Below are 25,325 nucleotides of genomic sequence, written 5' to 3' on the forward strand. Positions count from 1 at the left end.
TGTCCCAGCAAAATCTGGGGTGGCTAATGGGACTCGAACCCACGACAACTGGAATCACAATCCAGGGCTCTACCAACTGAGCTATAGCCACCATAATTCTGGTGCGTAAGCGTAACCGCTTACTCAATGCACTGCATAACGCGGTTAAACCAACCACCGAAGCTCTTGCGCACAAACTAAATGGCGCGCCCGACAGGATTCGAACCTGAGACCTCTGCCTCCGGAGGGCAGCGCTCTATCCAGCTGAGCTACGGGCGCGTAGCGCCGTTGCGGATGGGCATACTACGTATTTGACTCCAGGCTGTCCAGTGCTTTTTCATAAAAAAATCGCGTTTGCTTACGCTTTGTGCATTCCGTCGATAAATAACGCAATTTGCCTGCTTAACCTGCCGGAATTACAGCACTATTCCTGACGCGTTACAGATCGCCGCGCCAGTGATAGCGTAAATATTTCAGCAGTTTTAACTGACGACGCCAGCGTGATGGCTGACGTATCAGGCGATACAGCCACTCCAGCCCTAATTGCTGCCAGATGCGCGGCGCACGCGTGACGTGGCCGGTAAAGACATCATAGGTGCCGCCGACGCCCATATACAGCGCGTGCGGCCAGTGTTCGCGACAGTCGCGCATCAGCAGCTCCTGGCGCGGCGATCCCTGCGCCACGGTCACAATCTGCGCCCCGCTGGCGGCAATGCGCGCAAATAGCGCCTCGCGTTCGGCAGGGGCGAAGTAGCCGTTCTGGCTGCCCACTATGTTGACATTCCACTGACGGCGTAATTTATCGCAGGTTTCCTGCAGCACCTGCTCACGCCCGCCGATTAAAAATACCGGAATACCGCTGCGGCCCGCCTGTTCCATCAGCGCTTCCCACAGATCGGCGCCGGCGATGCGGTTCACCGTCAGCTGCGGGTATTTTTTTCGCAGCGAACGCACAATGCTGATGCCGTCCGGGTACTTGATCTCCGCGGCGGCGATCAGCGCGCGCAGCTGGGCATCCTCTTCCAGCGTCAGCATCTTTTCGGCGTTGATCGCCACCAGCGTGCCGCTGCGCGGCTTGCCGTCCGGCAGCAGAAAGTGAAGAAAGCTCGCCATATCAGCGAAAGCGTGTAAATCGATGCCGCGCAGGGTATAACGCGGATGATCGGTTTCCATGGTCGGTATTTCCCGTCAGGCCCGGAGGTTAAGCAGAGCGCGATAAAACTGGCTCCGCGCGCGGGCGAATCAGCCCGGCACGCGCTAACAGCCAGAAAAGTAACTTCGCCAGCCCAACGCAGGCGGCGAAAATCAGGCAAAAGAACACCACGCGCGAGCCGAATGCATCCAGCCCTTCGCGCGCCAGCACGATCATATTGAACACCGCGCCAAAGCAGAAGCTTTGCAAAATGGCACCGCTGTAGCGGTTGCCAGCTTCGCGCCCTTGCTGGTAGAGAGAATCAAACCCTTTCATCAACAGCCCGACCGCTATCGCCCCAAGGGGAATAAAGCCTGCGCCGCCCATGATCAGCAGCGAACCGAGCAACGTGGGCGAAATCGCCAGCCCGGAGTGGTTATTCAGCACTTCCCAGGTGAAATAGTTGGCGCTGTTGAGCACCATTGAGGGCCGATCCGGCCACAGCCATCCCGGGATAAACACGTAGAAATCACGCCAGATCGGGGCCAGCCCCTGAAAATCGATTTTGTCGTAATTCTGCAGCAGCAGCGCAAGGTTTTCCCACGGCGAAAAGGTGTCGCGCGTCAGATAGAGAAACGTGTAAAACGCTTCATCACCCACCACGTCGAGATTGTAACGACGCAGCGCCAGCCAGAACATGCCGCCAATCGCCATCACGCCGGCCCCCACCAGCATCCACAGCGTAATCCAGCCGCGCGTAATGCCGATGAACAGGAACAGTGCAAAGGCGATGATGATATTGGCGCGCGTCCCGCCCACCAGCGCATAGGTCAGCAGACCAAACGCCACCGTGATCAGCAAAAACAGCAGCCACTGGCGCTGGGTAGGATTAAGGAAATAGCGGATCAGCATCGCCGGAATGAAGAAGTAGAAGAAACGTTTGAGCGCCACGCCGGACACTTCGCTGGAAAAGATCTGATTGTAAGCCGACAGCCGGAACAGCAGCAGGCCGTTATGCATAAAGAACACCGTGACGGTTCCCACCGCCACCAGCGCCAGCAGCAGGCAGGTCAGATGGGTTTCCACCCGGTTCATCGTCAGCCAGGGTTTGCGCGGCTCCGCCTGCGCAGGCCGCAGCCGCACTTTGTAGCTGACGTAATAGATGGCGTAGAAACTGGTAGCGGCCAGCAGTGCCTGCAGCAGATAGTCTGCCGGCACCACGCTGACGTTAAAGCGGAACACCAGCACGCTGGTCAGCGGAAAGCCAAAGTAAAAGGTCAGCAAAAACAGCAGGGTAAAGAACAGGTGGAAATTAAAACGCACCCGTTTAAATTCGCGCCAGGTCAGCGTCAGAATGAAGCCCAGCGAAAACAGATACACCACCAGCAGACCACTAAACTGCAGCAGGCTCATGTTGACTCCCTTTCACTCTCCGCCAGCGCGTGGCGCCATCCCGCCAGATAGCCCGGGGCAAAAAAGGCGATAGCGGAACGATCGCACTGCGCCAGCTGACACTGCGCCTCCGCCACGCGCGTGCGATCCAGCGCATCAGCGCTAAATAACACCGGCAGCCCCTGCTCGCTCAGGTCACGCCAGAACGGATTCTTACGGTTAACCACAAACGGAATGCCGGCCTGAATCAGCAGGCACAGCGTACCGATGCCCTGCTGACGCTCGAACATAAAATAACCGAGCTGACAGCGACTCAGCAATTGCAGATAGGCAGTGAAGTCGATTTTGTCGCGCAGCAGCGTCACCTGGCCGCGCGGAAACAGGCGCTGCGCGGCAGCATCAATCTCATCGATGTACTCATAGTTGCTGGCCGGATAACCGAGCGGGATCACCACGTTAACCTGCTCACCAAACTGGCGGCGAATCGCCTGCAATCCTTCAATGTGCCGGTTGCTGCGATCGCCCGAGTTGCCGAGCAGAATGGTAAAGCTGTCGCTGGCGGCAGGTGCGGGTATCGCGGCCTCCGGCATACGCGTTGGAAAATAGAGCAGCGAAGTGGGCACGCGCGGGTGGCGCTGCTGGAAAAAGTGCAGATCGCCGCGCGTGGCAAACACCTGCGCCATGCGCCCCTGCGCGATACGCCGCAGCAGATAAAACAGGCGGTACTTCAGCCCGGCGCCCTCTTCGTAGAGATCGGCGCCCCAGACGTGCCAGAACGCCTGCTGTCGCCGCAGCTTGCCGCTGAGCAGCGCCAGCCACAGGCGCGGATTGAACTGGCCGTGAAAGAAGAAGCGCTGACGGCGATCGGCGGCGCGTGCGATCACCGCCTGCGCCAGCGCGCGCTTGCTGGGATACACGTCGATCTGCAGCTGAGGATAGGCCATCAGGGTATCCGGCGCGGCCGATACCACCATAAACTGACGCGGCGCGTCGGCTGGCGATTCAACGCTCATGACGTCGTTAAAGAAGCGCAGCAGCGTGTGATTGTGATGCGGGATATCGGAGCCCAGCACGTGAAATAGCGTCATTTTTTCCGGCAATAAATCAAGAAAGCGCCACAGCAAAGGGCAAAGTAGAGCACGTAGGTCGCCATATAAGCCTGCGCCGCGCCCGCCGTTCCGTGCAGTGGAATCAGCCAGTGCGCAAAGGCGGTCAGCAGCACAAACTGGCTGATTTCCGTGAGAATATAAAAGCGCAGTGAGGCTTTGGCGATCACCAGGTATCCGAAAACATAGGCGCCTACTTTAAAGACGTCACCGCACAACTGCCAGACAAAAAGATCGCGCATGGCGCTGAACTGCGGGGAAAACAGCAGCCAGATGGCGACATCGCGCAGCAGCCAGACGCAAAAGCTGGCCGCCGCCACCGCCGGCAACACAAAGCGCAGCGCACGGCCAATTTCGCGCGCGATGTCAGCTTTATGCTCCAGCCGTGCCAGCGTTGGCAGCAGCCAGACGCTGAACGTGGCGGTGATAAATTGCAGATACGCATCGGAGATGCTGGTGACGCCCTGCCACAGCCCGACCTGCGCCCAGCCCTGCTGCTGCGCCAGCAGATTACGCATCATCACCCAGGCTACCGGCAGGGTCACGGCCGTCATCAGCGCCATCAGGGTAAATTTGGCCAGATTACGCGCCAGCGCCGGCTGCCACTGCGGCATCAGCCAGCGCAGTGGCAGTTCCTCGCGGTGGCGTCGCAGCATCCACAGCGCCGGCCCGACCAGCAGGGCCGGCACCAGCGCCAGCCCGACCAGCGCACCGGCATAGCCACCCAGCCACCAGCACAGCACATAACCCACCACGCCGATCAGGCTGCCGGCGATCAGCGCCAGCGCGTTACCGCGCGCATCGCGAAAACCTTTCAGCAGCGCCAGTGTCAGGTTGGCCCAGGCAATGCCCAGCTGCAAAAAGGCGACGATACGCACCACATTTTGCCAGGCGGCGTGGCCAAACAGCGCCCGGCTGATGGGCTCCGCCGCCAGCAGGAACAGCAGCGCCAGCAACGTGGAAAACCCCAGCACCATTGCCGACGCGGTGCCGGTCACAGCGCGCAACTGCGCCGGCTGCTGGCGGAACTGCGCGACATAGGTGGTTACGCCGTTGAAGATACCCGCGCCGGCCAGCACGCCGAGCACGGTAATCAGCTGGCGAAAGTTACCCGCCTGGCCGACGCCCTCGGGGCCGAAGCTCACCGCAAGCAGTTTCACCACCAGCAGGCCAGCGACAATTTTTACCAGCGTGGACGAGGCGGTCCACACTGAGGCTCTGGCTAACGACATCAGGCAAAGAAGCTCAGCAGCGAACTGATTACCGTGCGCTGGTTGTTGTCCGACAGGTTGTAGAACAGCGGCAGCCGCAACAGGCGCTCGCTCTCGCGCGTAGTGAACGCATCCGTACCGTGGAAGCGGCCAAAACGCGTGCCGGCCGGTGAGGAGTGCAGCGGGATATAGTGGAACACGGTGAGGATCTCCGCTTCCTTCATCCAGTTAATCAGCGCCTGGCGATCCTCACTGTCGCGCAATTTGAGATAGAACATGTGGGCGTTGTGACGGCAACTGGCCGGCACCGCCGGTAACGCAATGCGCCCGCTGGCCGCCAGCGGCTGCAGCGCGTCGTAATAGTTCTGCCACAGGCGCAGACGCTGCTGGTTGATGCGTTCCGCCGCTTCCAGCTGCGCCCACAGATAAGCCGCCTGCAAATCCGCCATCAGGTAGCTGGAACCAATATCGCGCCAGGTATATTTATCCACCTGTCCGCGGAAGAACTGGCTGCGGTTGGTGCCTTTTTCGCGGATGATCTCCGCACGCTCGATCAGTTTCGCCTCGTTGATCAGCGTAGCGCCGCCTTCACCGCCGGCGGTGTAGTTTTTCGTTTCATGGAAGCTAAAGCAGCCGATATGGCCGATGGTGCCCAGCGCGCGCCCTTTGTACTGCGACATCACGCCCTGCGCCGCATCTTCAATCACATACAGCTGGTGCTTTGCCGCCAGCGCCATGATGGTATCCATCTCGCACGCCACGCCCGCGTAATGTACCGGCACGATGGCGCGCGTTTTCGGCGTGATTGCTGCTTCAATCTGCGTTTCGTCGATATTCAGCGTATCCGGACGCACGTCGACGAACACAATGGTGGCGCCGCGCAGCACGAAGGCGTTGGCGGTGGAGACAAAGGTGTAGCTCGGCATGATCACTTCATCGCCGGGCTGGATATCGATCAGCAGCGCGGCCATCTCCAGCGAAGCGGTGCACGAGGGCGTCAGCAGCACTTTTTTGCTGCCAAAATGCTGCTCCATCCACTGCTGACAGCGCCGGGTAAAGCCGCCGTCGCCGCACAGCTTGCCGCTGGCCATCGCCGACTGCATATAGTCAACTTCAGTGCCCACAACCGGGGGCGCGTTAAATGGGATCATCAGGCTTTCCTGTAAAACCAGTAGGCGGTGCTTTCCAGCCGGGCACCGCTGCGTAAATAGAGGCGCATCGCCGTAAGATTGCTGAGCTGGGTCGCGATCCGCAGACGTTCGAGCTGGCGCACCCGGCCCCAGTCGGCTGCCGCCAGCAGCAAACGCTGACCGACGCCGTTGCCCTGCGCCGCCGGCAGCACCGCCAGCAGACCGATACGCGCATCACCGGCGACTTCGCGCATGGAGACGAAACCCTGCAGCGCGCCCTGCTCGTCGCAGGCGATCAGACACTGGTGATCAAAAGTGCCGCGCACCGCGTTCTCAATCCACTGTGCGTAGAAGCGGCCGCTGTCTTCAGCGTCAAACCAGGGAGCACGAAAACGGCTCTGGCTAAACGCCTGGGCCGCTGCCGCGCGCAGCTGCGGGATCTGCGCTTCGCGCGCGATGCGCACGCCGGTCTGCCGTTCGGTGCGTTTGATATTGATCGCCAGATCCGCTTCGCCTTCCACCAGCTGAAAACCATACTGGCTCAGCGCATCTATCGCCGCGCTGTCCTGCGCCGGCACCTTAACCTGCCACAGCGTGTAAGGCTGCTGCAGCGCCTCGGCCAGCGGCACATCGCCATCCAGCGTCAGCCGCGCCGTGGCGCAGCGGAAGAAGTCGCTCTCCCACGCGAGAGGATCAATACTGACGAGGACGGGCATGCAGAATATCCAGCAAATACTGGCCGTAGCCGGTTTTGGTCAACGCCTGTGCCGCTGCCAGCAGCTGCTCATCGCTCAGCCAGCCGTTGCGCCAGGCAATCTCTTCAAGGCAGGCAATTTTAAAGCCCTGGCGTTTCTCCACCGTTTGCACGAACACGCTGGCCTCAATCAGGCTGTCGTGGGTGCCGGTGTCCAGCCAGGCAAAGCCGCGCCCCAGCAGCTCCACCGCCAGTTCGCCCTGCTCCAGATACATCTGGTTGATGGCGGTAATTTCCAGCTCGCCGCGCGCCGAGGGCTGCACCTGCTTCGCAAACTCCACCACGCGGTTATCGTAAAAGTAGAGGCCGGTGACTGCCCAGCGCGATTTCGGCTGCTGCGGCTTCTCTTCAATCGACAGCGCGTTGAAGTCGTCATCAAACTCCACCACGCCAAAACGTTCCGGATCCATGACCTGATAGGCAAAAACCGTGGCACCGTGGCTGCGCGCGGCCACCTTTTTCAGTTTCGGACTGAAGCCCTGGCCGAAGTAGAGATTGTCGCCCAGCACCAGACAACAGCTGTCGTCGCCAATGAAGGATTCACCGATGATAAAGGCCTGCGCCAGGCCATCCGGGCTCGGCTGCTCGGCATACTGCAGCTGCAGGCCAAATTCACTGCCATCCCCCAGCAGCCGCTCAAAATGGGCGCGATCGTCCGGCGTGGTAATAATAAGAATGTCGCGAATCCCCGCCAGCATCAGCACCGACAGCGGATAGTAGATCATCGGTTTGTCGTACACCGGCAGCAGCTGCTTGGATATCGCCCGGGTTATCGGGTGCAGGCGCGTGCCCGAGCCACCGGCTAAGATGATACCTTTCATCGTTGCTCCTCCTGCATGCGCGCTTAACGCGGGGTGGCTAAGCCCAGTCGCTCGCCGCGATAACTGCCGTTGAGAATCGCCTGCCACCACTGCGGATTGGCCAGATACCACTGCACGGTTTTGCGGATGCCGCTGTCGAATGTTTCCTGCGGCGTCCAGCCCAGTTCACGGGCGATTTTACTGGCATCAATGGCATAGCGCAGGTCGTGGCCAGGACGATCGTGAACAAAGGTGATCAGTTCCCGGTAGCTGCTCAGCCCGGCAGCGCGCTGTTGCGGTGCCAGCTCATCCAGCAAATCACACAGCGTCTCGACCACCTCAATATTGCGCCGCTCGTTGTGGCCGCCAATGTTGTAGGTCTCGCCCACTTTGCCGCTGCTGACCACGGTGTACAGCGCGCGGGCGTGATCTTCCACATACAGCCAGTCACGAATCTGGCTGCCGTTGCCGTACACCGGCAGCGGCTTACCGGCCAGCGCATTGATAATGGTGAGGGGAATCAGTTTTTCCGGGAAATGGTAAGGCCCGTAGTTGTTGGAACAGTTGGTGACCACCACAGGCAGTCCGTAGGTGCGCAGCCATGCGCGCACCAGATGGTCGCTGCTGGCTTTGGTCGCCGAATAGGGGCTGCTCGGGGCGTACGGCGTGGTTTCGGTAAAGAAATCTTCCGTGCCGTGCAGATCGCCAAACACTTCGTCGGTGGAGATATGGTGCAGGATGAAGCCTTTCTTGCGCTCATCCGTCATGCCGTTCCAGTAATGGCGCGTCGCCTCCAGCAGCTGGTAGGTGCCGACAATGTTGGTTTCGATAAAGGCGATTGGCCCGTCAATCGAGCGGTCCACGTGACTCTCTGCCGCCAGATGCATGATGCAGTCCGGCTGGTACTGCGCCAGCACGTGATCCAGCGCGGCGCGGTCGCAGATATCGACCTGCTCAAAAGCAAAGCGCGCATCCTGCTCAACCGGAGCCAGCGACGCCAGATTGCCGGCATAGCTCAGCTTATCCACCACCACCACCCGGTGGTCGGTATTGGCAATCAGGAAGCGCACCAGCGCGGAGCCAATAAAACCGGCGCCGCCGGTGACTAAAAACTGTTTCATCGCCAGACTCCTTTGGTATCCACAATCCACGGCTGCGTCACCTGTTCAGGGGTGATGGCGCGGAACTGCGCATGATCGACCAGCATCACCAGGATGTCGGCGTGTTGCAGGGCATCAGCCATCGGCACCAGCGTAGCGCGTTCGGCGAGCTGCGGCGGAATATCCGCCACATGCGGCTCGACCACCCAGGTGCGGCCGCTGTGCCAGCCCGCAATACGCTGCGCCACCGACATCGCCGGGCTTTCACGCAGGTCATCGATATTAGGTTTGAATGCCAGACCGAAGCAGGCGATGGTCACGTCCGTGGCACGCTTGCCGCTGGCCGTCAGGCACTCGGCCAGCGCCTGTTTAACCTGATCCAGCACCCAGCCCGGCTTGGCATCGTTGACCTCACGCGCGGTTCGGATCAGCCGTGCCTGCTGCGGGTTTTGCGCCACGATAAACCACGGATCGACCGCAATGCAGTGGCCGCCAACGCCCGGTCCCGGCTGCAGGATATTTACGCGCGGATGGCGGTTCGCCAGCGCAATCAGCTCCCACACGTTGATCCCCTGTTCGGCGCAGATCAGCGACAGTTCGTTGGCAAAGGCGATGTTCACATCGCGGAAACTGTTTTCCGTCAGCTTGCACATCTCTGCGGTGCGCGCGTTAGTTTCCACACACTCGCCGCGCAGGAAAATGCGATACAGCTCGCTGGCGCGCGCCGAACAGGCCGGCGTCATGCCGCCAATCACGCGGTCATTTTCCAGCAGCTCGACCATCACTTTCCCCGGCAGCACGCGCTCCGGGCAGTAAGCGATAAACACATCAGGCTGCTCGCCATGCTGCGGGAAGCGCAGATCCGGGCGCGCCGCCGCCAGCCATTGCGCCATCTGTTCAGTAGCGCCCACCGGCGAAGTTGATTCGAGGATCACCAGATCGCCGGCCTTCAGCACCGGCGCAATCGACAGCGCAGCCGCCTGCACGTAGCTGAGATCCGGCTGATGATCGCCGACAAACGGCGTCGGCACGGCAATCAGAAAGGCGTCGGCAGCTTCAGGCTGGGTGGTGGCGCGCAGGTTGCCGTTGTGCACCGCTGCACGTACTACGTCGCCCAGTTCAGGCTCGACGATATGAATTTCGCCGCGATTAATGGTTTCCACCGCGCGCGCATTGATATCCACGCCGATGACCTGTTTCCCGTGCGAAGCAAAAACGGCTGCCGTCGGCAGCCCAATGTAGCCCAGTCCGATAACGGAAATGGTTGAAAAACGCATAGTTAAACTCTGTGTTGTTTAAGTGCCTGCAGTATGCGCGCGCAGGCATGGCCGTCGCCATACGGATTGTGCGCGCGGCTCATCGCCTGCCACGCCTCGTCGTCCTGCAATAGCAGGCTGACTTCAGCAACAATTTTATTCACGTCGGTGCCGACCAGCTTCACCGTACCGGCCGCGACCGCTTCCGGCCGCTCGGTGGTTTCACGCATCACCAGCACCGGTTTGCCCAGCGACGGCGCCTCTTCCTGGATACCACCGGAATCGGTAAGAATCAGCCAGGCGCGATTCATCAGCCAGACAAACGGCAGGTACTCCTGCGGCTCAATCAGAATGATGTTGTTGATACCGCTCAGAATACGGTTCACCGGCTCGCTGACGTTAGGGTTGAGGTGCACCGGATAGACGATTTGCAGCTGCGGATGCTGACGCGCCAGCTGCGCCAGCGCGCTGCAGATGCGTTCAAAGCCTTCGCCAAAGCTTTCGCGCCGATGGCCGGTAACCAGAATCATCTTTTTACCGGCCTCAAGGAACGGGTAACGCGCCGCCAGGCGGGCATTGAGATCGGCATCATCCAGCACCCGATCGCGTACCCACAGCAACGCGTCGATCACCGTATTGCCGGTGACGAAAATGCGCGCATCGGGCAGATTTTCGCGCAGCAGGTTTTGCCGCGAATTTTCTGTCGGCGTGAAGTGATAGCTGGCGAGATGACCGGTCAGGGTGCGGTTGGCCTCCTCCGGCCACGGTGACATCAGGTTACCGGTCCGCAGACCCGCCTCAACGTGGCCCACCGGAATCTGATGGTAAAACGCGGCCAGGCTGGCGGCAAAGGTGGTAGTGGTATCACCGTGCACCAGCACGACGTCTGGCTGGAAGTCTGCCAGCACGGTTTTCATGCCCTGCAAAATGCGGCTGGTGATCTCGGTCAGCCCCTGTTCGGGCCGCATAATATTGAGATCATAGTCGGGCTGCAGCCGGAACAGGCGCAGTACCTGGTCAAGCATTTCACGATGCTGTGCCGTCACGCACAGGCGCGATTCGAAGGCAGCATCCTGCGCCAGTGCCTGCACCAGCGGAGCCATTTTGATCGCTTCAGGGCGCGTGCCAAATACAGTCAGAACTTTCACGCGGATTCTCTTAGTGACGGTTGGCGAATGTTGCACGCGGACGACGTACCAGCGCTACGCCGGCACCCACCAGCGCACCGATCGCGCCCCACATCACCATCATAAACAGACGACGTGGGCTATCGCGGCTGACCGGCTCTTCCGGCGTGCGCAGGTAACGGTAGGTCTGGAACGGTTTATCCAGGCGCGGTCCGGCCTGCAGTGTATTGAGCATCGCCCTGTTTTGATCATAGCTTAAATCGTAAGCAGGTCCGCTGGCTTGCAGGGTATCCAGCTGCGCCTGCAGCATCTGCTGCCCCAGCAGGAAGCGATCGCTGTCCGGCAGCGCTTCTCCGCTGACCGGCGCGCGATTCTCTTTAATGCCCTGCTGGCTGGCCACTTTCAGCGCCTGCTCGATGCGCTGGCGACGGCGATCAAACACCGCCTGTGCCACTTCCTGCTGACGACTGACCTGCGCCTGCAGCTGCACGCTGCGCGCCTGCCACGCACCTTTGAGCTCATCGTTGAGATGACGCGCGGCGCGTTCGCTGGCATAGGCAATGTACTGCCGCAGCAGATTGTTGGCGTCGCCGGCGGTCTCCGCGATCAGCTTAATGTTATCCAGCGTATTGTGGGTGGCATCGGCCGGGGTGAACTGAATGTTGGTGATCAGATCGTCGAGCAGCGCGGCATCATTGTGTGCATTACCGCTTTTTCGGCTCTTATAGTAATCAGTCTGCAGCCAGAAATCGCGACGCGTATCCCACGACGCCAGCTGCATGGTGAACTCCTGATAGACCTCATCCATCACCGTCGGCGCTGGCGTATTCAGGCTGACGGTCTCGTTGCGCACATCCAGATTATTGAGGAACTGCTGCTGCACAAAGAATGCGCCCAGCATATTCACCGTCGGCCGATCGGTCACCGCCGTGGCGCTCCAGGATTGCTTCATTAACATGGAAGCCAGCCACGCCAGCAGCGCAAACAGCAGCGCCAGGCCAATAATCCAGCCTTTGCCGCGCCACAGCGTGCAGCCGAGGCCGCGTACATCCAGTTCGTTCTCCACAACGACAGAGGTCATAACAAAAGTGTCCTTATCCGGGTACTTATCTGGGTAATTATTTTTTCTCTTCGCCGCTGCTTTGCCAGCGACGTTTGATACGACGGATTTTGCGCGCGACGCGCCATGCATGTTTCAGGCAATAACCGTAAAGGAGGAAAGCAGCGAGGAACAGCGCCAGCATGACCCACTCGGGAATAAATGCCAGATATTCGCCCAGCACGCCAATTCCGGCCAGCAGCGCGGCGGCCACGGTAATCAATAAAAAGGCCTGGCGGGAGGTAAAACCGGCCCGCATGATCAGGTGATGGATATGCTGACGATCGGCCGAGAACGGGCTCATGCCCTTGCGCAGGCGACGATACATGATCGCCACCATGTCCATCAGCGGAATAGCAATCAGCCACAGGGCGGTGACTGGCGTGATGGGATGGCTGAGGCCCTGCGTCGTTTCCAGCAGAATCCAGATGATGGTGAAGCCGATCATGGTACTGCCGGCATCACCCATAAACACTTTATAACGCCGGCCTAAAAAGCCGAGATTAAGCAGAATGTAGGGAATAGTGGCGGCGATCATCGCGAAGCACCACATCGCCAGGCTGGTCTGTCCGTCAAAATAGAGGATGATGCCCATCGCGGCGAAGGTGACGCAGGATAAGCCACCCAGCAGACCATCAATACCGTCCACCATATTGAAAGCATTGATCGCTGCCCATACCGCGAACAGCGTCAGCACATAGCCGAAAGGCCCGACGATCAGCTCGACCGGACCAATGATAAACCCCAGGCTCAGTAAATAGAGTTTTGCCCCGACCATCATCACGATGGCAATCGCCGCCTGAACCACGGCACGGATTTTGACGCTGATATCAAAGCGGTCATCGAGCGCGCCGACCAGCACCAGTACCCCGGCGCAGAAGAGGTACAGCACGGCGTGCGGCAGATAATAATTTGAGATGGCAAAGGCGAAGCAAATCCCCGCATACACGGAGATACCGCCGACTAACGGAATGGCGCCATGGTGTCGTTTTCTGGAATTCGGCGTGTCCACAAGCCCAATTTTTTTAGCCGCTTTACGAGCAAAAAACAGGAACGCTAAAGAAAAAAGAAAAACTAAACCAAGCTCAGTACTCATAGTGAGTAAATTCACGTTAACGCTCTCAGCTAAAATCATGGACAACAATAAGCAATTTTCCCGCCATTGCTGTATATCCCTGGTCTGAATTCTGTCGCAGCGCGTGCGTTTGCTGAAAAAACCGCCGCTTTGCTGCCTCAGTCAATATGTCTGCTTCCTGACAGGCATAATCCTAATGCCCACAAATGAAAAACGCCACGTTAAGACGTGGCGTTAGTCATAAATCCTGGCAATTTGTGCCGTTAGCCGGCTGGCTCAAGGCCGTTACCGGCGGCAACAGATTACGAGCGTTTCATCATATCGAAGAATTCGTCGTTGGTTTTGGTCATTGCCAGTTTATTGATGAGGAACTCCATCGCATCAATTTCACCCATCGGATGGATGATTTTGCGCAGGATCCACATCTTCTGCAGCTCTTCCTGAGAGGTGAGCAGCTCTTCTTTACGCGTACCGGAACGGTTGTAATCGATAGCCGGGAACACGCGCTTCTCAGCGATTTTACGTGACAGGTGCAGTTCCATGTTACCTGTACCTTTAAACTCTTCGTAAATCACTTCGTCCATCTTCGAACCGGTATCAACCAGCGCGGTGGCGATGATGGTCAGGCTGCCGCCCTCTTCCACGTTACGTGCCGCACCGAAGAAACGCTTCGGACGATGCAGGGCGTTGGCGTCAACACCACCGGTCAGGACTTTACCCGACGCCGGCACTACGGTGTTGTAGGCGCGCGCCAGACGGGTGATGGAGTCCAGCAGGATGATAACGTCTTTTTTGTGCTCGACCAGGCGCTTAGCCTTCTCGATCACCATCTCTGCAACCTGCACATGACGCGAGGCCGGTTCGTCAAAGGTAGATGCGATAACTTCGCCTTTCACCAGACGCTGCATTTCGGTCACTTCTTCCGGACGCTCGTCAATCAGCAGCACCATCAGCACGCAGTCAGGGTAGTTGTACGCGATGCTCTGCGCGATGTTCTGCAGCAGCATGGTTTTACCGGCTTTCGGCGGTGCGACGATCAGACCACGCTGACCACGACCGATTGGCGATGCCAGATCCAGCACGCGCGCCGTCAGGTCTTCGGTCGAACCGTTACCACGCTCCATGCGCAGACGGTTGTTCGCGTGCAGCGGCGTCAGGTTTTCAAACAGAATCTTGCTACGGGCGTTTTCTGGCTTGTCGTAGTTAACTTCGTTAACTTTCAGCAGCGCAAAATAGCGTTCACCTTCTTTCGGTGGGCGGATTTTGCCAGAAATGGTGTCACCAGTGCGGAGGTTGAAGCGGCGGATTTGGCTGGGAGAAACGTAGATATCATCGGGACCGGCGAGGTAGGAGCTGTCTCCGGAGCGGAGGAAACCAAATCCATCCTGCAGTATCTCCAGCACACCATCACCGAAGATGTCTTCGCCGCTCTTCGCGTGTTGTTTCAGGATGGCGAAAATAATGTCCTGTTTGCGCATACGCGCCAGGTTTTCCAGCCCCATATTTTCGCCGAGAGTAATCAGCTCAGAAACCGGCGTATTCTTTAATTCGGTAAGATTCATAGTGATGGGTTCTTAAACTCGGGGTAATTCTCGAAATGTTTGTCGTGAATGGTATGGCAAAAATTCCATGCCTGTTAATGGCTCTTTTTCAACGCTGCTCGACGGTTATCGTCAGATGTGGCGATAGGAAGCGAGGAGACGGTCGAAAGGTGATGCCGAATGTGCTAGCCGTCAGATTGCCAAACCACGAAAACGTTCAATGCGAGCTGGGTCTGACAAGGGAAAACTTTAGATGCAAACTACAAGGTAAGTGCGTAATGCAGTGAGGTCAACTTAACACGCCTGAAGGGAGACGTCCAGCAGTGGCGAAAAAATTCACCACTGCCGAACAAACACCGCGCCGGGCTTAGGCCAGGTTAGCGTTCAGGAACTCTTTCAGCTGACCTTTAGACAGCGCACCCACTTTGGTCGCCGCCACTTCGCCGTTCTTGAACAGCAGCAGGGTCGGGATACCGCGAATACCGTATTTTGGCGCAGTACCTGGGTTTTCATCAATGTTCAGCTTGGCGATGGTAAGCTTACCGTCGTACTCTTCTGCGACTTCGTCGAGAATCGGGGCGATCATTTTGCAAGGACCACACCATTCAGCCCAGAAATCTACCAGCGTCACACCGTCGGCTTTCAGCACGTCAGTGTCGAAACTGTCATCGGTCAGGTGAACGATTTTATCGCTGCTCATGTTTAACTCCAAAGATTATGCCTGGCGAATTGGCGTAAAATATACCAACGTAGGTTGACTTTATTTCATCGGATACGCTTTCGTAAAGCGATAGTAAGCTGATATTCTACCACACTATGAGCAAAACACACTTAACAGAACAGAAGTTTTCCGACTTCGCCCTGCACCCACAGGTAGTGGAAGCCCTTGATAAGAAAGGCTTTCATAACTGCACGCCGATTCAGGCGCTCGCGTTGCCTTTTGCGCTTTCAGGGCGTGATGTCGCGGGTCAGGCGCAAACCGGTACCGGCAAAACGATGGCGTTCCTGACGTCAACGTTTCATTATCTTCTTTCTCATCCTGCTGCTGAAGGCCGCCAGGTTAATCAGCCACGCGCGCTGATCATGGCACCGACGCGTGAGCTTGCGGTGCAGATTCATGCCGATGCCGAGCCGCTGGCGCAGGCCACCGGTCTGAAGCTGGGCCTGGCCTATGGTGGCGACGGCTATGACAAGCAACTGAAAGTGCTGGCAGACGGCGTCGATATTCTGGTGGGCACCACCGGACGCCTGATTGACTACGCCAAACAAAATCACATCAACCTCGGCGCCATTCAGGTCGTGGTACTGGATGAAGCGGATCGCATGTTCGATCTCGGCTTCATTAAAGACATTCGCTGGCTGTTCCGCCGCATGCCGCCGGCCACCCAGCGCCTGAGTATGCTGTTCTCGGCCACGCTTTCTTATCGCGTACGTGAACTGGCGTTCGAGCACATGAACAACGCCGAATACGTTGAAGTTGAGCCCGAGCAGAAAACCGGCCACCGCATTAAAGAAGAGCTGTTCTACCCTTCGAACGAAGAGAAGATGCGTCTGCTGCAGACCCTGCTGGAAGAAGAGTGGCCGGACCGCGCCATCGTCTTCGCCAACACCAAGCACCGCTGTGAAGATATCTGGGGCCACCTGGCTGCCGATGGTCACCGCGTGGGCCTGCTGACCGGCGACGTGGCGCAGAAAAAACGCCTGCGCATTCTGGACGACTTCACCAAAGGTGACGTGGATATCCTCGTTGCCACCGACGTCGCCGCGCGCGGCCTGCACATCCCGGCAGTTACGCACGTCTTCAACTACGACCTGCCGGACGATCGCGAAGATTACGTGCACCGCATTGGCCGTACCGGTCGTGCTGGCGCCAGCGGTCACTCCATCAGCCTGGCCTGTGAAGAGTACGCGCTTAACCTGCCGGCGATTGAAGAGTACATCGGTCACGGTATTCCGGTGAGCAAGTATAACAGCGACGCCCTGCTGAGCGACCTGCCGCCACCAAAACGTCTGCAGCGTAACCGCTCGGGCAACGGTCCACGTCGCGGTGGCAACAACAGCAACCGTCGCGGCGGTGCCCCGCGCAACAACAACCGTAAACGTTCGGGTTAAGCACACATGCTAAGCGCATCGTCACTTTATGCTGCGATTGATTTAGGTTCTAACAGCTTTCATATGTTGGTGGTGCGCGAAGTGTCCGGCAGTATTCAGACCGTCGCGCGAATTAAACGCAAGGTGCGTCTGGCGGCAGGTCTTGATGCGGCCAACCATCTCTCGGCTGAGGCGATGCAGCGCGGCTGGCAGTGCCTGCGTCTGTTCTCCGAGCAGTTGCAGGACATTCCCCCGGAACAAATCCGCGTGGTGGCAACCGCCACGCTGCGCATTGCCAGCAACGCGCAGGATTTCCTGACTCAGGCGGAACAGATTCTCGGCTGCGCGGTGAACGTCATCAGCGGCGAAGAAGAAGCGCGCCTGATCTATCAGGGTGTTGCGCACACCACCGGCGGCTCTGACCAGCGGCTGGTGGTCGATATCGGCGGCGGCAGCACCGAGCTGGTGACCGGCGAAGGTGCGCACGCCACGACGCTGTTTAGCCTGTCGATGGGCTGTGTGACCTGGCTGGAGCGCTTCTTCAGCGATCGTCATCTCGCCAAAGAGAACTTTGCCCAGGCCGAACAGGCCGCACGTGAAATGATCCGTCCGATTGCGCCGGCACTGCGAGAGAAAGGCTGGCAGATTTGCGTGGGCGCGTCCGGCACCGTCCAGGCGCTGCAGGAGATCATGGTGGCGCAGGGCATGGATGAGCGCATCACCCTGAGCAAACTGCAGCAGCTCAAGCAGCGTGCCATTCAGTGCGGCAAGCTGGAGGAGCTGGAGATTGAAGGGCTGACGCTGGAGCGCGCGCTGGTGTTTCCCAGCGGCCTGTCGATTCTGATCGCCATCTTCCACGAGCTGAGCATTGAGAGCATGACGCTGGCCGGCGGCGCACTGCGCGAAGGGCTGGTGTACGGCATGCTGCATCTGCCGATTGACCGCGATATTCGCAGCCGCACGCTGCAGAACGTTCAGCGTCGTTTCGCCATTGATGTTGAGCAGGCGGGCCGCGTGCGCCAGCTGGCAGAGAGCTTTTTCCGTCAGGTGAGCAGCAGCTGGAAGCTGGATCAGCGATGTCGCGATTTACTCCTCAGCGCCTGTTCAATCCACGAAATTGGCCTGAGCGTCGATTTCCGCCAGGCACCGCAGCACGCCGCGTATCTGATTCGCCATCTCGATCTTCCTGGTTTCACCCCCGCACAGAAAAAAATGCTGGCCTGCCTGCTGCAGAACCAGAGCGGCAGCATTGATCTGGCGCTGCTGACGCAGCAAAACGCCGTGCCGCCGCGCATGGCAGAGCGGCTGAGCCGTCTGCTGCGGCTGGCAATCATCTTCTCCAGCCGGCGGCGCGACGACACGCTGCCGGCGGTGCGTCTGCAGGCGGATGATGATGCGCTGCATCTGACGCTGCCGGCAGGCTGGCTGGCTGCGCATCCGCTGCGCGCCGAGCTGCTGGAGCAGGAGAGCCATTACCAGTCGTATGTGCACTGGCTGCTGACGATTTCCTGATCGAACCTGCTGCTGCATTGAAAAACGCCCGGCAACTGCGCTTTTACGCGAGTGAACTTTGCTTTGCCGGGCGCTTTGCCTCTGCGGCGCGCGCAACAGATTTCGCCAGAGGCCAGGCTTGCGGCTGTGACAAAACCATTACCCCTTCTTCGCGTTCTCCAGCATCGCACGTAAGCCGGCGACACGCGTTTGCCCGGTTTTCACCCGCTCTTCGGCGCTGATCACCTTTTTCTCACGCTCCCACGCCACATCATCCTGCGGCAATTCCAGCAGGAAGCGGCTTGGTTCCGGACGCACCAGCTCGCCGTACTGACGGCGCTCGCGGCACAGGGTAAAAGTCAGCTCTTTCTGCGCGCGGGTGATGCCCACGTAGGCCAGGCGACGCTCCTCTTCGATATTGTTCTCATCGATACTGCTCTGATGCGGCAGCAGCCCCTCTTCCATGCCCACCAGATAGACATAGGGGAACTCCAGGCCTTTCGAGGCGTGCAGCGTCATCAGCTGGACCTGATCGAGCTCTTCGTCGCTCTCGCCGCGCTCCATCATGTCGCGCAGGGTAAAACGCGTCACCACCTGCGCCAGCGTCATCGGCTCGTTAAGTTCGTCGCCCTCCAGCATTTCGGTCATCCACTGAAACAGCGTATTGACGTTCTTCATGCGCATTTCCGCCGCTTTCGGGCTGGGGGAAGTTTCGAACAGCCAGCTTTCGTAGTCGATGCCGCGAATCAGGTCGCGCACCGCATTCACTGGTTCACGCTCGGTGAGCTGAACGATGTCATTCAGCCAGTGGGTAAAGCGCTGCAGATGCTCCAGCCCGCGCCCGGAAAGCGTCTGTTCCAGCCCCATATCAAAGCTGGCGTTAAACAGGCTTTTGTTGCGCAGATTGGCCCACTCACCCAGCTTCTGCAGCGTCGCGGGGCCGATCTCGCGGCGTGGCGTGTTCACGATGCGCAGAAACGCGCTGTCATCTTCCGGATTGGTCAGCACGCGCAGATAGGCCAGCAAGTCCTTGATTTCCGGCCGCGAGAAAAACGACGTGCCGCCGGAGATGCGATAAGGAATACGGTTCTGCATCAGCAGCTTTTCAAACACGCGCGACTGATGGTTACCGCGATAAAGAATCGCGTAATCTTTGTACTGGGTTTTATTGATAAAGTGATGGGCAATCAGCTCGCCCGCCACGCGCTCGGCTTCGTGATCTTCGTTGTTGGCACTCAGCACTTTCAGCTCGCTGCCCTCGCCCAGCTCAGAGAACAGCCGCTTTTCAAACACGTGCGGATTGTTGGCGATGAGGATATTGGCGCATTTAAGAATACGCTGCGTCGAGCGATAGTTCTGCTCCAGCTTCACCACTTCCAGCGCCGGGAAATCCTCTTTCAGCAGCACCAGGTTCTGCGGCCGCGCGCCGCGCCACGAGTAGATAGACTGATCGTCATCGCCGACCACGGTAAAGCGCGCCCGGGCGCCGACCAGCAACTTCACCAGCTCATACTGGCTGGTGTTGGTGTCCTGATACTCATCCACCAGCAGATAGCGGATGCGCTGTTGCCAGCGTTCGCGCACCTCCTGATTCCGCTGCAGCAGCAGGGTCGGCAGCAGAATCAGATCGTCGAAATCCAGCACGTTACAGGCTTTCAGATGCTGATCGTACAGCGCGTAGCAGTGGGCAAAAATCTGGTCGCGCTGTGATTTGGCGAGACCGGCCGCACCCTGCGGATCGACCAGGTCGTTTTTCCAGTTGGAAATGGTGGAAATCAGCTGCTGCAGCAGGGTTTTATCTTCTTCCAGCCACTGTTTGGTCAGGTCCTTAAGCAGCGCCAGCTGATCCTGATCGTCGAACAGCGAGAAGGTCGATTTCATGCCCAGCGCCTTGTATTCGCGCTTGATGATCTCCAGGCCCAGCGTGTGGAAGGTTGAGATCATCAGGCCGCGCGCCTCTTTGCGTCCCAGCGTTTGCGCCACACGTTCTTTCATCTCGCGCGACGCCTTGTTGGTGAAGGTCACCGCCGCGATATGGCGCGCCTGATAGCCGCATTCACGGATCAGATGGGCGATTTTATTGGTGATCACGCGGGTTTTACCGGAACCCGCACCGGCCAGCACCAGACAGGGACCGGTGACAAATTCGACAGCACGTTGTTGGCCGGGATTAAGACGCATAGAAAAACATCACTCAATTTAATCAGACAGGAAGATTTACATCGCGCCGTAGGGTGCGCATTGATGCGCACCTGAGCGCAAAGGTCGCCATCAATGGCGACCCTACAACTGACGCGCACTACGCTATAATGCGTCGAATATTATACATACATAACGGAACACCATCATGGCGAAAACCGCGGCGGCTTTACATATCCTGGTGAAACAGGAAGCGCAGGCGAAAGCGCTGCTGGCGCAGCTGGAAAAAGGCGCGAACTTTCAGCAACTGGCAAAAAAACACTCGACCTGCCCGTCCGGGCGTAACGGGGGCGATCTGGGGGAGTTTCGCAAAGGGCAGATGGTGCCGGCGTTTGATAAAGCGGTGTTCACCTGCCCGCTGCTGCAACCTTACGGACCGGTGAAAACCGCTTTTGGCTACCACATCATCAAAGTGCTGTGGCGTAACTGATCACTTTTTGCTTTTCATCTGCTGGAGTACGTTGCTGCACTGATTATCATCGGTATCGCTCGGCGAAATCAGCGCCAGCAGAGCAGCCGCCGGCGTGACCACGGCCCCCAGCGCGACGGCTGCGGCACCGCGCGCCAGCAGCGGACCGGCTTTGACTCCGGCATCCGGATTTTTGAAGGTGCCGCGCACATACAGCGGCGAACGCAGCGTAATGATACGAATGCCCTTGCTCTCCGGATTGATCGACAGATCCAGTCGCTCATTAGCAAAGTTAGCGTTGCCGGTAACGTTGATCACCGCGTTCTCGGTATCGAACACGAACAGCCGCGGCGTCGCCAGTCCCTGACGGATATTCAGGTCGGTCGCGGCACAGTTGATGCGCACCTCATCGTCGCCAAACAGTTTACCCACCACATAGTTACCAACGTTCAGCCCGGCAATCTCCATCAGGCTGCGGCTGATCAGGCCATCGTTCATCAACAGTTTCAGCTCGCCATTGCTGGTGCCCAGCAGGTCGGCCACCGAATTGCCGGTGCCGGTCAGGCTGGCATCCCCGTTGAGCTGGCCGAGACTACGCTGCATGGCGGTGACATCCGGGAACAGCTGACGCAGCTGCAGCTTGCGCGCATGCAGGTCGGCGCGGCCGCGCATCGGTGAGCGATCGCCCTCCAGATGGATGGTCGAATTAATGCTGCCGCCGGCCATGCCGAAGCGCAGCGGATCCAGCAGCAGGTCGCCATTTTTCAGCTGCAGATGGGTATAGAGATCGCTGAGCGGCAGCTTGCTGCTGTGCTCGATACGTTTGCCGCTGAACTTCACGTCAGCGTCCATCACATCCCAGTTTTTGGTATCGAACTTGTCATGTGGCAACACGCGATCCGCCGGCTGGGTGCTGGCCTCACCGCGCTGCGCTTTGGCCTGCGCCGTTTTTTCACTGCCCTTGCCGGAGTTAACCCCAATCAGCGGCCCAAGGTCCGCCATACGCAGCTGGTTCGACGTCAGCTCGCCGCTCAGCGTCGGACGCGGTTTACCCTGACGGTAGCTGAGCGAACCGTGGATATCGCTGTCACCAATATGACCGTTGAATTTTTCGTAGCGGAACAGCGGCCCTTTCTCTTCATTGAAACGCGCAATCAAGTGGCCGTCAGTTTCATACGGTGGCGTGTCCGGCAGCAGCACGCCGGTTAAGCCGTACAGATTTGCCAGCGTGTCACCGGAGAAGCGCAGCCGCACATCCAGCCCGCCGAGATTGAGCGGATCCTGCAGGGTGCCATCCACGCGCACACGTGTGGTGCCATTGCGTACGTCGAGCTGCAACGGGAACGGCGTGGTTTTGCTGCGCAGCGACAACATACCGCCAATCTTACCGTCGCCATCGAGTTTCTGGTTGTTGTAGGTCCCGCTTGCCTGCCAGCCAAACACAAAATCGTCGGCCCCTTTTTGCTGGTCGTTACCGCCCGCGACCTGCGCGTACGGCACCGGTTTGCCCAGCGGATTGATCTTCACCGTGACATCGGCTTTGTTGATGGCGTCGCGATAGCGCAGCTGTCCCTGATCGAACAGGATATTATCAAGGCGGAATGACCATGCCGAAGGCGGCGCGTTGGGGTCGCTGTTTTCGCTGCTGGCGAGGTTGAAGGTCCAGTTATTTTTCTTATCGGCGGTCTGCACCAGTCGCGCATCCGGCTGCTGCATCTTAATCCACGGCAGGTAAATCTCTTTGTGCAGCAGCGCCAGCGGCGCCAGCGTGGCTTCCACCCGCTGCAAATGCACCATTGTCACTTCCGGCACGCTGGGCGGATTACCGAGCATAACATCGTCAGCGTGCACCTGCGGCCACGGCACCCAGCTGCGCCAGCCTGGCTCTTCGCGATTGCGCACCCAGGCAACGCCAAGATCGCCGCGAATAGCGAACGGTCGGTTCAGTTCTGCCGAGACTTTCTGGTTGATGGTTGGCTTCAGGCGGTTCCAGTCAAAGGTGGCGATAATCACCACGACCACCACAACCAGCAACAATAAAATCCCGACCACCCAGCTAATTATTTTTCCTGTACGCGACATTTTGCCTCCTCCTTGCCCTTCCACGTCTCCTTAAAGATAGTCGAGACGTGGCAGAACGGAATTACGGAAGCTCAAGTACCAGGTTTTCCAGCTGGTTAAACGGCAGCGGACGTGAAAAATAATAGCCCTGTGCGGCCATGGCGGGCGAGTTGCGTACCTGCTGCCACTCCTCCTCGTTTTCCACCCCTTCGACGATCACGCCGTTACAGTAACGGTTGATCAGCGCCAGCAGCATGGAGAACAGCGAGCGCCCTTCATCACTGGCGCGCAGCAGCATAAACAGCTCGCGCGAAAGCTTGATGTAGTCGTAGCGCAGTTCGGTCAGCGCGGAGAAGTTGGCCATGCCGGACCCAAAGTCATCCAGCCACAGCGGGCCCAGCTCCGGCATCTGCGCCACCATCTCTTCCTGCGGCAGCGCGTGATGTTCGGTCAGTTCGAAGCGCACCCACGGCAGCTGGACGATCAGCGCGCGCACGGGCGCATGCTGCTGAATGGCCAATAATGTGGGACCATCAATATTGACGGAGGCCACCAGCTGACGCTGGCTGAAGAAGGAAGCCCACTGTAATAACAGTTCAAGCTGCTCCTGGACGATGTCGAGACGCTGGGCAATGGTCAGCGCCTCGAAATAGTCTTCGGGTGACACGTTTTGCTCAGGTGCGGCGGGATGCACCACGGCGGTAAGCAGTTCAATAGCCAGTAAGCGGCCAGAAACCTGGTAAATCGGCTGGAAAGTGTAGCACCGTTGGCACTGCTGCCAGTAGAGACGGGTTTCCTGTTGTTGCTCAAGTTCGGGAGAAAAAGGCAGCCGATGACTCAAATTCTTCATCACCATGGTGTTTTCCTGGTTGGTATTGAGTGCCTGCAAATAGCATCTCAGTGGCAAGTATCGGCTCTCCCCTGGATAACTTTATTGGTCTGCGCAGCCACACGAGCTGTTGAGTCTAGCAGCGTGTCTGCGGCTTAATCGGCAAAACAACCCCCGGTTTGGCCGCTAAATCGGTGCAGAAGCGCGGTTTTACGCCTTAAGGCAAATTAAAACAGCGTTTTAAAAAGCATTGACGACTGCCATACCAGACGCGAGACTAGAGCGCAGCATTCACTACAGGCCAAACACCATGACGCAGAAAACCATCGCCATTATTGGCGAATGCATGATTGAGCTGTCCGAAAAAGGTGAGAACATCAAACGCGGCTTTGGCGGCGATACGCTGAATACCGCGGTCTATCTGGCACGGCAGAGCGATTCCAGCCAGCTGCGTGTGGAGTATGTCACCGCGCTTGGCACCGACAGCTTCAGCGACCAGATGATCGCGGCCTGGCAGCAGGAGCAGGTGCACACGCAGCTGGTGCAGCGCCTGCCGGACAAAATGCCCGGGCTTTACTTCATCGAAACCGATGCCCACGGCGAGCGCACCTTTTGGTACTGGCGCAGCGATGCAGCCGCGCGCTTCTGGCTGGATAGCCCGCAGGCCGGGGCCATCTGTCAGCAGCTGGCGCATTACGACTATCTCTACCTGAGCGGCATCAGCCTGGCGATCCTGCCTCAGGCCAGCCGCGAAAAGCTGATGGCGCTGCTCAGTGCCTGCCGGCAAAACGGTGGCACCGTGATTTTTGACAACAACTACCGGCCGCGTCTGTGGGCGGATAGCGCCAGTGCGCAGCAGGCTTATGCGGCGATGCTACGCCACACCGATATCGCCTTTCTGACGCTGGATGATGAACACCTGCTGTGGGGCGAACAGCCGCTGGCGGACGTGATTGCGCGCACGCGCGCCGCCGGCGTGCAGGAGATTGTGATCAAACGTGGTGCTGACTCCTGCCTGGTGGCGCGCGGCGACGAGCCGCTGCGGGACATTGCGGCCATCAAACTGGCTCCGGCGCAGATTGTCGATACCACCGCCGCAGGTGACTCCTTCAGCGCTGGTTATCTGGCGGTGCGCCTCGCGGGTGGCAGCGTGGAGCAGGCCGCAGCGCGCGGCCATCTCACCGCCAGTACGGTGATCCAGCATCGCGGCGCGATTATTCCGCACAGCGCGATGCCAAAAACCGTTTAATACCGCACACGAGTGTCGCGCCGCGCTGCCTGCTACGCGTCGCGACAATTTCCCCTCTGCCCTGACGGCAAATTGATTATTACGCTGAAAAATATCACCGCGAAAATTTGGCTTAATGACGCAGATTCACCGGGCAATTTTTACTAATGACGCACGCCATCCAGCCTCCTCTCTGCCTGACGCTCACCACTTAAATGCCGCTAATCAGACTGATTTAAATTCAATGCATTACGACGATAAACCCGACCGCCAGGCATAGTCCGAAACTGGCGACGCCGGCGGTTTTCGGCTGGA

21 protein-coding genes and 2 tRNA genes are annotated in these 25,325 nt (G+C 58.6%); 4 read left to right on the plus strand and 19 right to left on the minus strand.

What is annotated here, in order from left to right:
- Nucleotides 1-15: 15 nt before the first annotated feature.
- The 16 genes from C1Y42_RS20235 to trxA all read right to left on the minus strand — a co-directional run bounded on the left by C1Y42_RS20235 (nt 16) and on the right by trxA (nt 15,402).
- A tRNA-His gene (locus C1Y42_RS20235) sits at nt 16-91 on the minus strand.
- Between the two features lie 90 nt (nt 92-181).
- A tRNA-Arg gene (locus C1Y42_RS20240) sits at nt 182-258 on the minus strand.
- A 159-nt stretch (nt 259-417) separates the two neighbouring features.
- On the minus strand, nt 418-1,152 hold the full coding sequence (wecG, locus tag C1Y42_RS20245; protein ID WP_021506979.1) for a lipopolysaccharide N-acetylmannosaminouronosyltransferase: 735 nt from the start codon (nt 1,150-1,152) through the stop codon (nt 418-420).
- Between the two features lie 28 nt (nt 1,153-1,180).
- The gene (wzyE, locus tag C1Y42_RS20250) at nt 1,181-2,524 is read right to left on the minus strand and encodes an ECA oligosaccharide polymerase (RefSeq protein ID WP_104094224.1); all 1,344 of its coding nucleotides are present in this window, start codon (nt 2,522-2,524) and stop codon (nt 1,181-1,183) included.
- Nucleotides 2,521-3,591: a TDP-N-acetylfucosamine:lipid II N-acetylfucosaminyltransferase gene (locus C1Y42_RS20255; RefSeq protein WP_104094225.1), complete on the minus strand. Its 1,071-nt coding sequence runs from the start codon at nt 3,589-3,591 to the stop codon at nt 2,521-2,523. The genes wzyE and C1Y42_RS20255 overlap by 4 nt, the downstream gene beginning before the upstream one ends.
- The gene (wzxE, locus tag C1Y42_RS20260; protein WP_058758104.1) at nt 3,588-4,841 is read right to left on the minus strand and encodes a lipid III flippase WzxE; all 1,254 of its coding nucleotides are present in this window, start codon (nt 4,839-4,841) and stop codon (nt 3,588-3,590) included. The genes C1Y42_RS20255 and wzxE overlap by 4 nt, the downstream gene beginning before the upstream one ends.
- A complete protein-coding gene (rffA, locus tag C1Y42_RS20265) occupies nt 4,841-5,971 on the minus strand; it encodes a dTDP-4-amino-4,6-dideoxygalactose transaminase (RefSeq protein WP_021506983.1) in 1,131 nt (376 codons plus the stop codon). The genes wzxE and rffA overlap by 1 nt, the downstream gene beginning before the upstream one ends.
- Complete coding sequence (gene rffC, locus C1Y42_RS20270; RefSeq protein WP_104094226.1) at nt 5,971-6,666, minus strand: dTDP-4-amino-4,6-dideoxy-D-galactose acyltransferase; 696 nt, start codon at nt 6,664-6,666, stop codon at nt 5,971-5,973. The genes rffA and rffC overlap by 1 nt, the downstream gene beginning before the upstream one ends.
- On the minus strand, nt 6,644-7,525 hold the full coding sequence (gene rfbA / locus C1Y42_RS20275; RefSeq protein ID WP_021506985.1) for a glucose-1-phosphate thymidylyltransferase RfbA: 882 nt from the start codon (nt 7,523-7,525) through the stop codon (nt 6,644-6,646). The genes rffC and rfbA overlap by 23 nt, the downstream gene beginning before the upstream one ends.
- 23 nt (nt 7,526-7,548) lie before the next feature.
- Entirely contained in the window at nt 7,549-8,625 is a 1,077-nt protein-coding gene (gene rfbB / locus C1Y42_RS20280) for a dTDP-glucose 4,6-dehydratase (RefSeq protein ID WP_104094227.1), read from the minus strand.
- Nucleotides 8,622-9,881 (minus strand): UDP-N-acetyl-D-mannosamine dehydrogenase, encoded by a 1,260-nt coding sequence (gene wecC / locus C1Y42_RS20285; protein ID WP_058781637.1) that lies wholly within the window; start codon nt 9,879-9,881, stop codon nt 8,622-8,624. The genes rfbB and wecC overlap by 4 nt, the downstream gene beginning before the upstream one ends.
- Nucleotides 9,882-9,883: 2 nt before the next feature.
- Nucleotides 9,884-11,008, minus strand: a complete 1,125-nt coding sequence (gene wecB / locus C1Y42_RS20290; RefSeq protein WP_104094228.1) for a non-hydrolyzing UDP-N-acetylglucosamine 2-epimerase — start codon at nt 11,006-11,008, stop codon at nt 9,884-9,886.
- 10 nt (nt 11,009-11,018) lie between these two features.
- The gene (gene wzzE / locus C1Y42_RS20295; protein ID WP_021506989.1) at nt 11,019-12,068 is read right to left on the minus strand and encodes an ECA polysaccharide chain length modulation protein; all 1,050 of its coding nucleotides are present in this window, start codon (nt 12,066-12,068) and stop codon (nt 11,019-11,021) included.
- Between the two features lie 37 nt (nt 12,069-12,105).
- A complete protein-coding gene (gene wecA / locus C1Y42_RS20300; RefSeq protein WP_021506990.1) occupies nt 12,106-13,182 on the minus strand; it encodes a UDP-N-acetylglucosamine--undecaprenyl-phosphate N-acetylglucosaminephosphotransferase in 1,077 nt (358 codons plus the stop codon).
- Nucleotides 13,183-13,463: 281 nt separating this feature from the next.
- Nucleotides 13,464-14,723, minus strand: coding sequence for a transcription termination factor Rho (rho, locus tag C1Y42_RS20305; protein WP_021506991.1), 1,260 nt, complete (start codon nt 14,721-14,723; stop codon nt 13,464-13,466).
- Nucleotides 14,724-15,069: 346 nt separating this feature from the next.
- Nucleotides 15,070-15,402, minus strand: coding sequence for a thioredoxin TrxA (gene trxA, locus C1Y42_RS20310; RefSeq protein WP_021313352.1), 333 nt, complete (start codon nt 15,400-15,402; stop codon nt 15,070-15,072).
- Between the two features lie 116 nt (nt 15,403-15,518).
- Here trxA and rhlB point away from each other — a divergent pair, with 116 nt between their 5' ends.
- Both rhlB and ppx read left to right on the plus strand, forming a co-directional pair.
- Entirely contained in the window at nt 15,519-16,814 is a 1,296-nt protein-coding gene (gene rhlB / locus C1Y42_RS20315; protein ID WP_031279615.1) for an ATP-dependent RNA helicase RhlB, read from the plus strand.
- Nucleotides 16,815-16,820: 6 nt separating this feature from the next.
- Complete coding sequence (ppx, locus tag C1Y42_RS20320; RefSeq protein ID WP_031279616.1) at nt 16,821-18,305, plus strand: exopolyphosphatase; 1,485 nt, start codon at nt 16,821-16,823, stop codon at nt 18,303-18,305.
- A 138-nt stretch (nt 18,306-18,443) separates the two neighbouring features.
- On the opposite strand, the gene rep is transcribed toward ppx, so the two are convergent.
- A complete protein-coding gene (gene rep / locus C1Y42_RS20325; RefSeq protein WP_021506994.1) occupies nt 18,444-20,465 on the minus strand; it encodes a DNA helicase Rep in 2,022 nt (673 codons plus the stop codon).
- A 166-nt stretch (nt 20,466-20,631) separates the two neighbouring features.
- On the opposite strand from rep, the gene ppiC reads away from it, so the two are divergent.
- Nucleotides 20,632-20,913: a peptidylprolyl isomerase PpiC gene (gene ppiC, locus C1Y42_RS20330; protein ID WP_058758095.1), complete on the plus strand. Its 282-nt coding sequence runs from the start codon at nt 20,632-20,634 to the stop codon at nt 20,911-20,913.
- On the opposite strand, the gene C1Y42_RS20335 is transcribed toward ppiC, so the two are convergent.
- Together C1Y42_RS20335 and pdeH are read right to left on the minus strand one after the other, a co-directional pair.
- Nucleotides 20,914-22,974, minus strand: coding sequence for an AsmA family protein (locus C1Y42_RS20335; RefSeq protein ID WP_104094229.1), 2,061 nt, complete (start codon nt 22,972-22,974; stop codon nt 20,914-20,916).
- 61 nt (nt 22,975-23,035) lie between these two features.
- The gene (pdeH, locus tag C1Y42_RS20340) at nt 23,036-23,809 is read right to left on the minus strand and encodes a cyclic-guanylate-specific phosphodiesterase (RefSeq protein WP_021506997.1); all 774 of its coding nucleotides are present in this window, start codon (nt 23,807-23,809) and stop codon (nt 23,036-23,038) included.
- Between the two features lie 283 nt (nt 23,810-24,092).
- On the opposite strand from pdeH, the gene C1Y42_RS20345 reads away from it, so the two are divergent.
- Nucleotides 24,093-25,031, plus strand: a complete 939-nt coding sequence (locus C1Y42_RS20345) for a sugar kinase (RefSeq protein ID WP_058775504.1) — start codon at nt 24,093-24,095, stop codon at nt 25,029-25,031.
- Nucleotides 25,032-25,325 lie beyond the last annotated feature (294 nt).

This window comes from Pantoea sp. ICBG 985, from assembly GCF_002928365.1.
GTDB classification, from domain to species: Bacteria; Pseudomonadota; Gammaproteobacteria; order Enterobacterales; family Enterobacteriaceae; genus Pantoea; species Pantoea dispersa.

Coding starts and splice junctions, on each gene's coding strand:
- wzxE (WP_058758104.1), bottom strand. CDS start 4,841: ATGTCGTTAGCCAGAGCCTCAGTGTGGACCGCCTCGTCCACGCTGGTA.
- rfbA (WP_021506985.1), bottom strand. CDS start 7,525: ATGAAAGGTATCATCTTAGCCGGTGGCTCGGGCACGCGCCTGCACCCG.
- wzyE (WP_104094224.1), bottom strand. CDS start 2,524: ATGAGCCTGCTGCAGTTTAGTGGTCTGCTGGTGGTGTATCTGTTTTCG.
- wzzE (WP_021506989.1), bottom strand. CDS start 12,068: ATGACCTCTGTCGTTGTGGAGAACGAACTGGATGTACGCGGCCTCGGC.
- C1Y42_RS20335 (WP_104094229.1), bottom strand. CDS start 22,974: ATGTCGCGTACAGGAAAAATAATTAGCTGGGTGGTCGGGATTTTATTG.
- rffA (WP_021506983.1), bottom strand. CDS start 5,971: ATGATCCCATTTAACGCGCCCCCGGTTGTGGGCACTGAAGTTGACTAT.
- wecC (WP_058781637.1), bottom strand. CDS start 9,881: ATGCGTTTTTCAACCATTTCCGTTATCGGACTGGGCTACATTGGGCTG.
- wecG (WP_021506979.1), bottom strand. CDS start 1,152: ATGGAAACCGATCATCCGCGTTATACCCTGCGCGGCATCGATTTACAC.
- trxA (WP_021313352.1), bottom strand. CDS start 15,402: ATGAGCAGCGATAAAATCGTTCACCTGACCGATGACAGTTTCGACACT.
- rho (WP_021506991.1), bottom strand. CDS start 14,723: ATGAATCTTACCGAATTAAAGAATACGCCGGTTTCTGAGCTGATTACT.
- ppx (WP_031279616.1), top strand. CDS start 16,821: ATGCTAAGCGCATCGTCACTTTATGCTGCGATTGATTTAGGTTCTAAC.
- C1Y42_RS20255 (WP_104094225.1), bottom strand. CDS start 3,591: ATGACGCTATTTCACGTGCTGGGCTCCGATATCCCGCATCACAATCAC.
- rffC (WP_104094226.1), bottom strand. CDS start 6,666: ATGCCCGTCCTCGTCAGTATTGATCCTCTCGCGTGGGAGAGCGACTTC.
- ppiC (WP_058758095.1), top strand. CDS start 20,632: ATGGCGAAAACCGCGGCGGCTTTACATATCCTGGTGAAACAGGAAGCG.
- wecA (WP_021506990.1), bottom strand. CDS start 13,182: ATGAGTACTGAGCTTGGTTTAGTTTTTCTTTTTTCTTTAGCGTTCCTG.
- rep (WP_021506994.1), bottom strand. CDS start 20,465: ATGCGTCTTAATCCCGGCCAACAACGTGCTGTCGAATTTGTCACCGGT.
- rfbB (WP_104094227.1), bottom strand. CDS start 8,625: ATGAAACAGTTTTTAGTCACCGGCGGCGCCGGTTTTATTGGCTCCGCG.
- rhlB (WP_031279615.1), top strand. CDS start 15,519: ATGAGCAAAACACACTTAACAGAACAGAAGTTTTCCGACTTCGCCCTG.
- pdeH (WP_021506997.1), bottom strand. CDS start 23,809: ATGGTGATGAAGAATTTGAGTCATCGGCTGCCTTTTTCTCCCGAACTT.
- C1Y42_RS20345 (WP_058775504.1), top strand. CDS start 24,093: ATGACGCAGAAAACCATCGCCATTATTGGCGAATGCATGATTGAGCTG.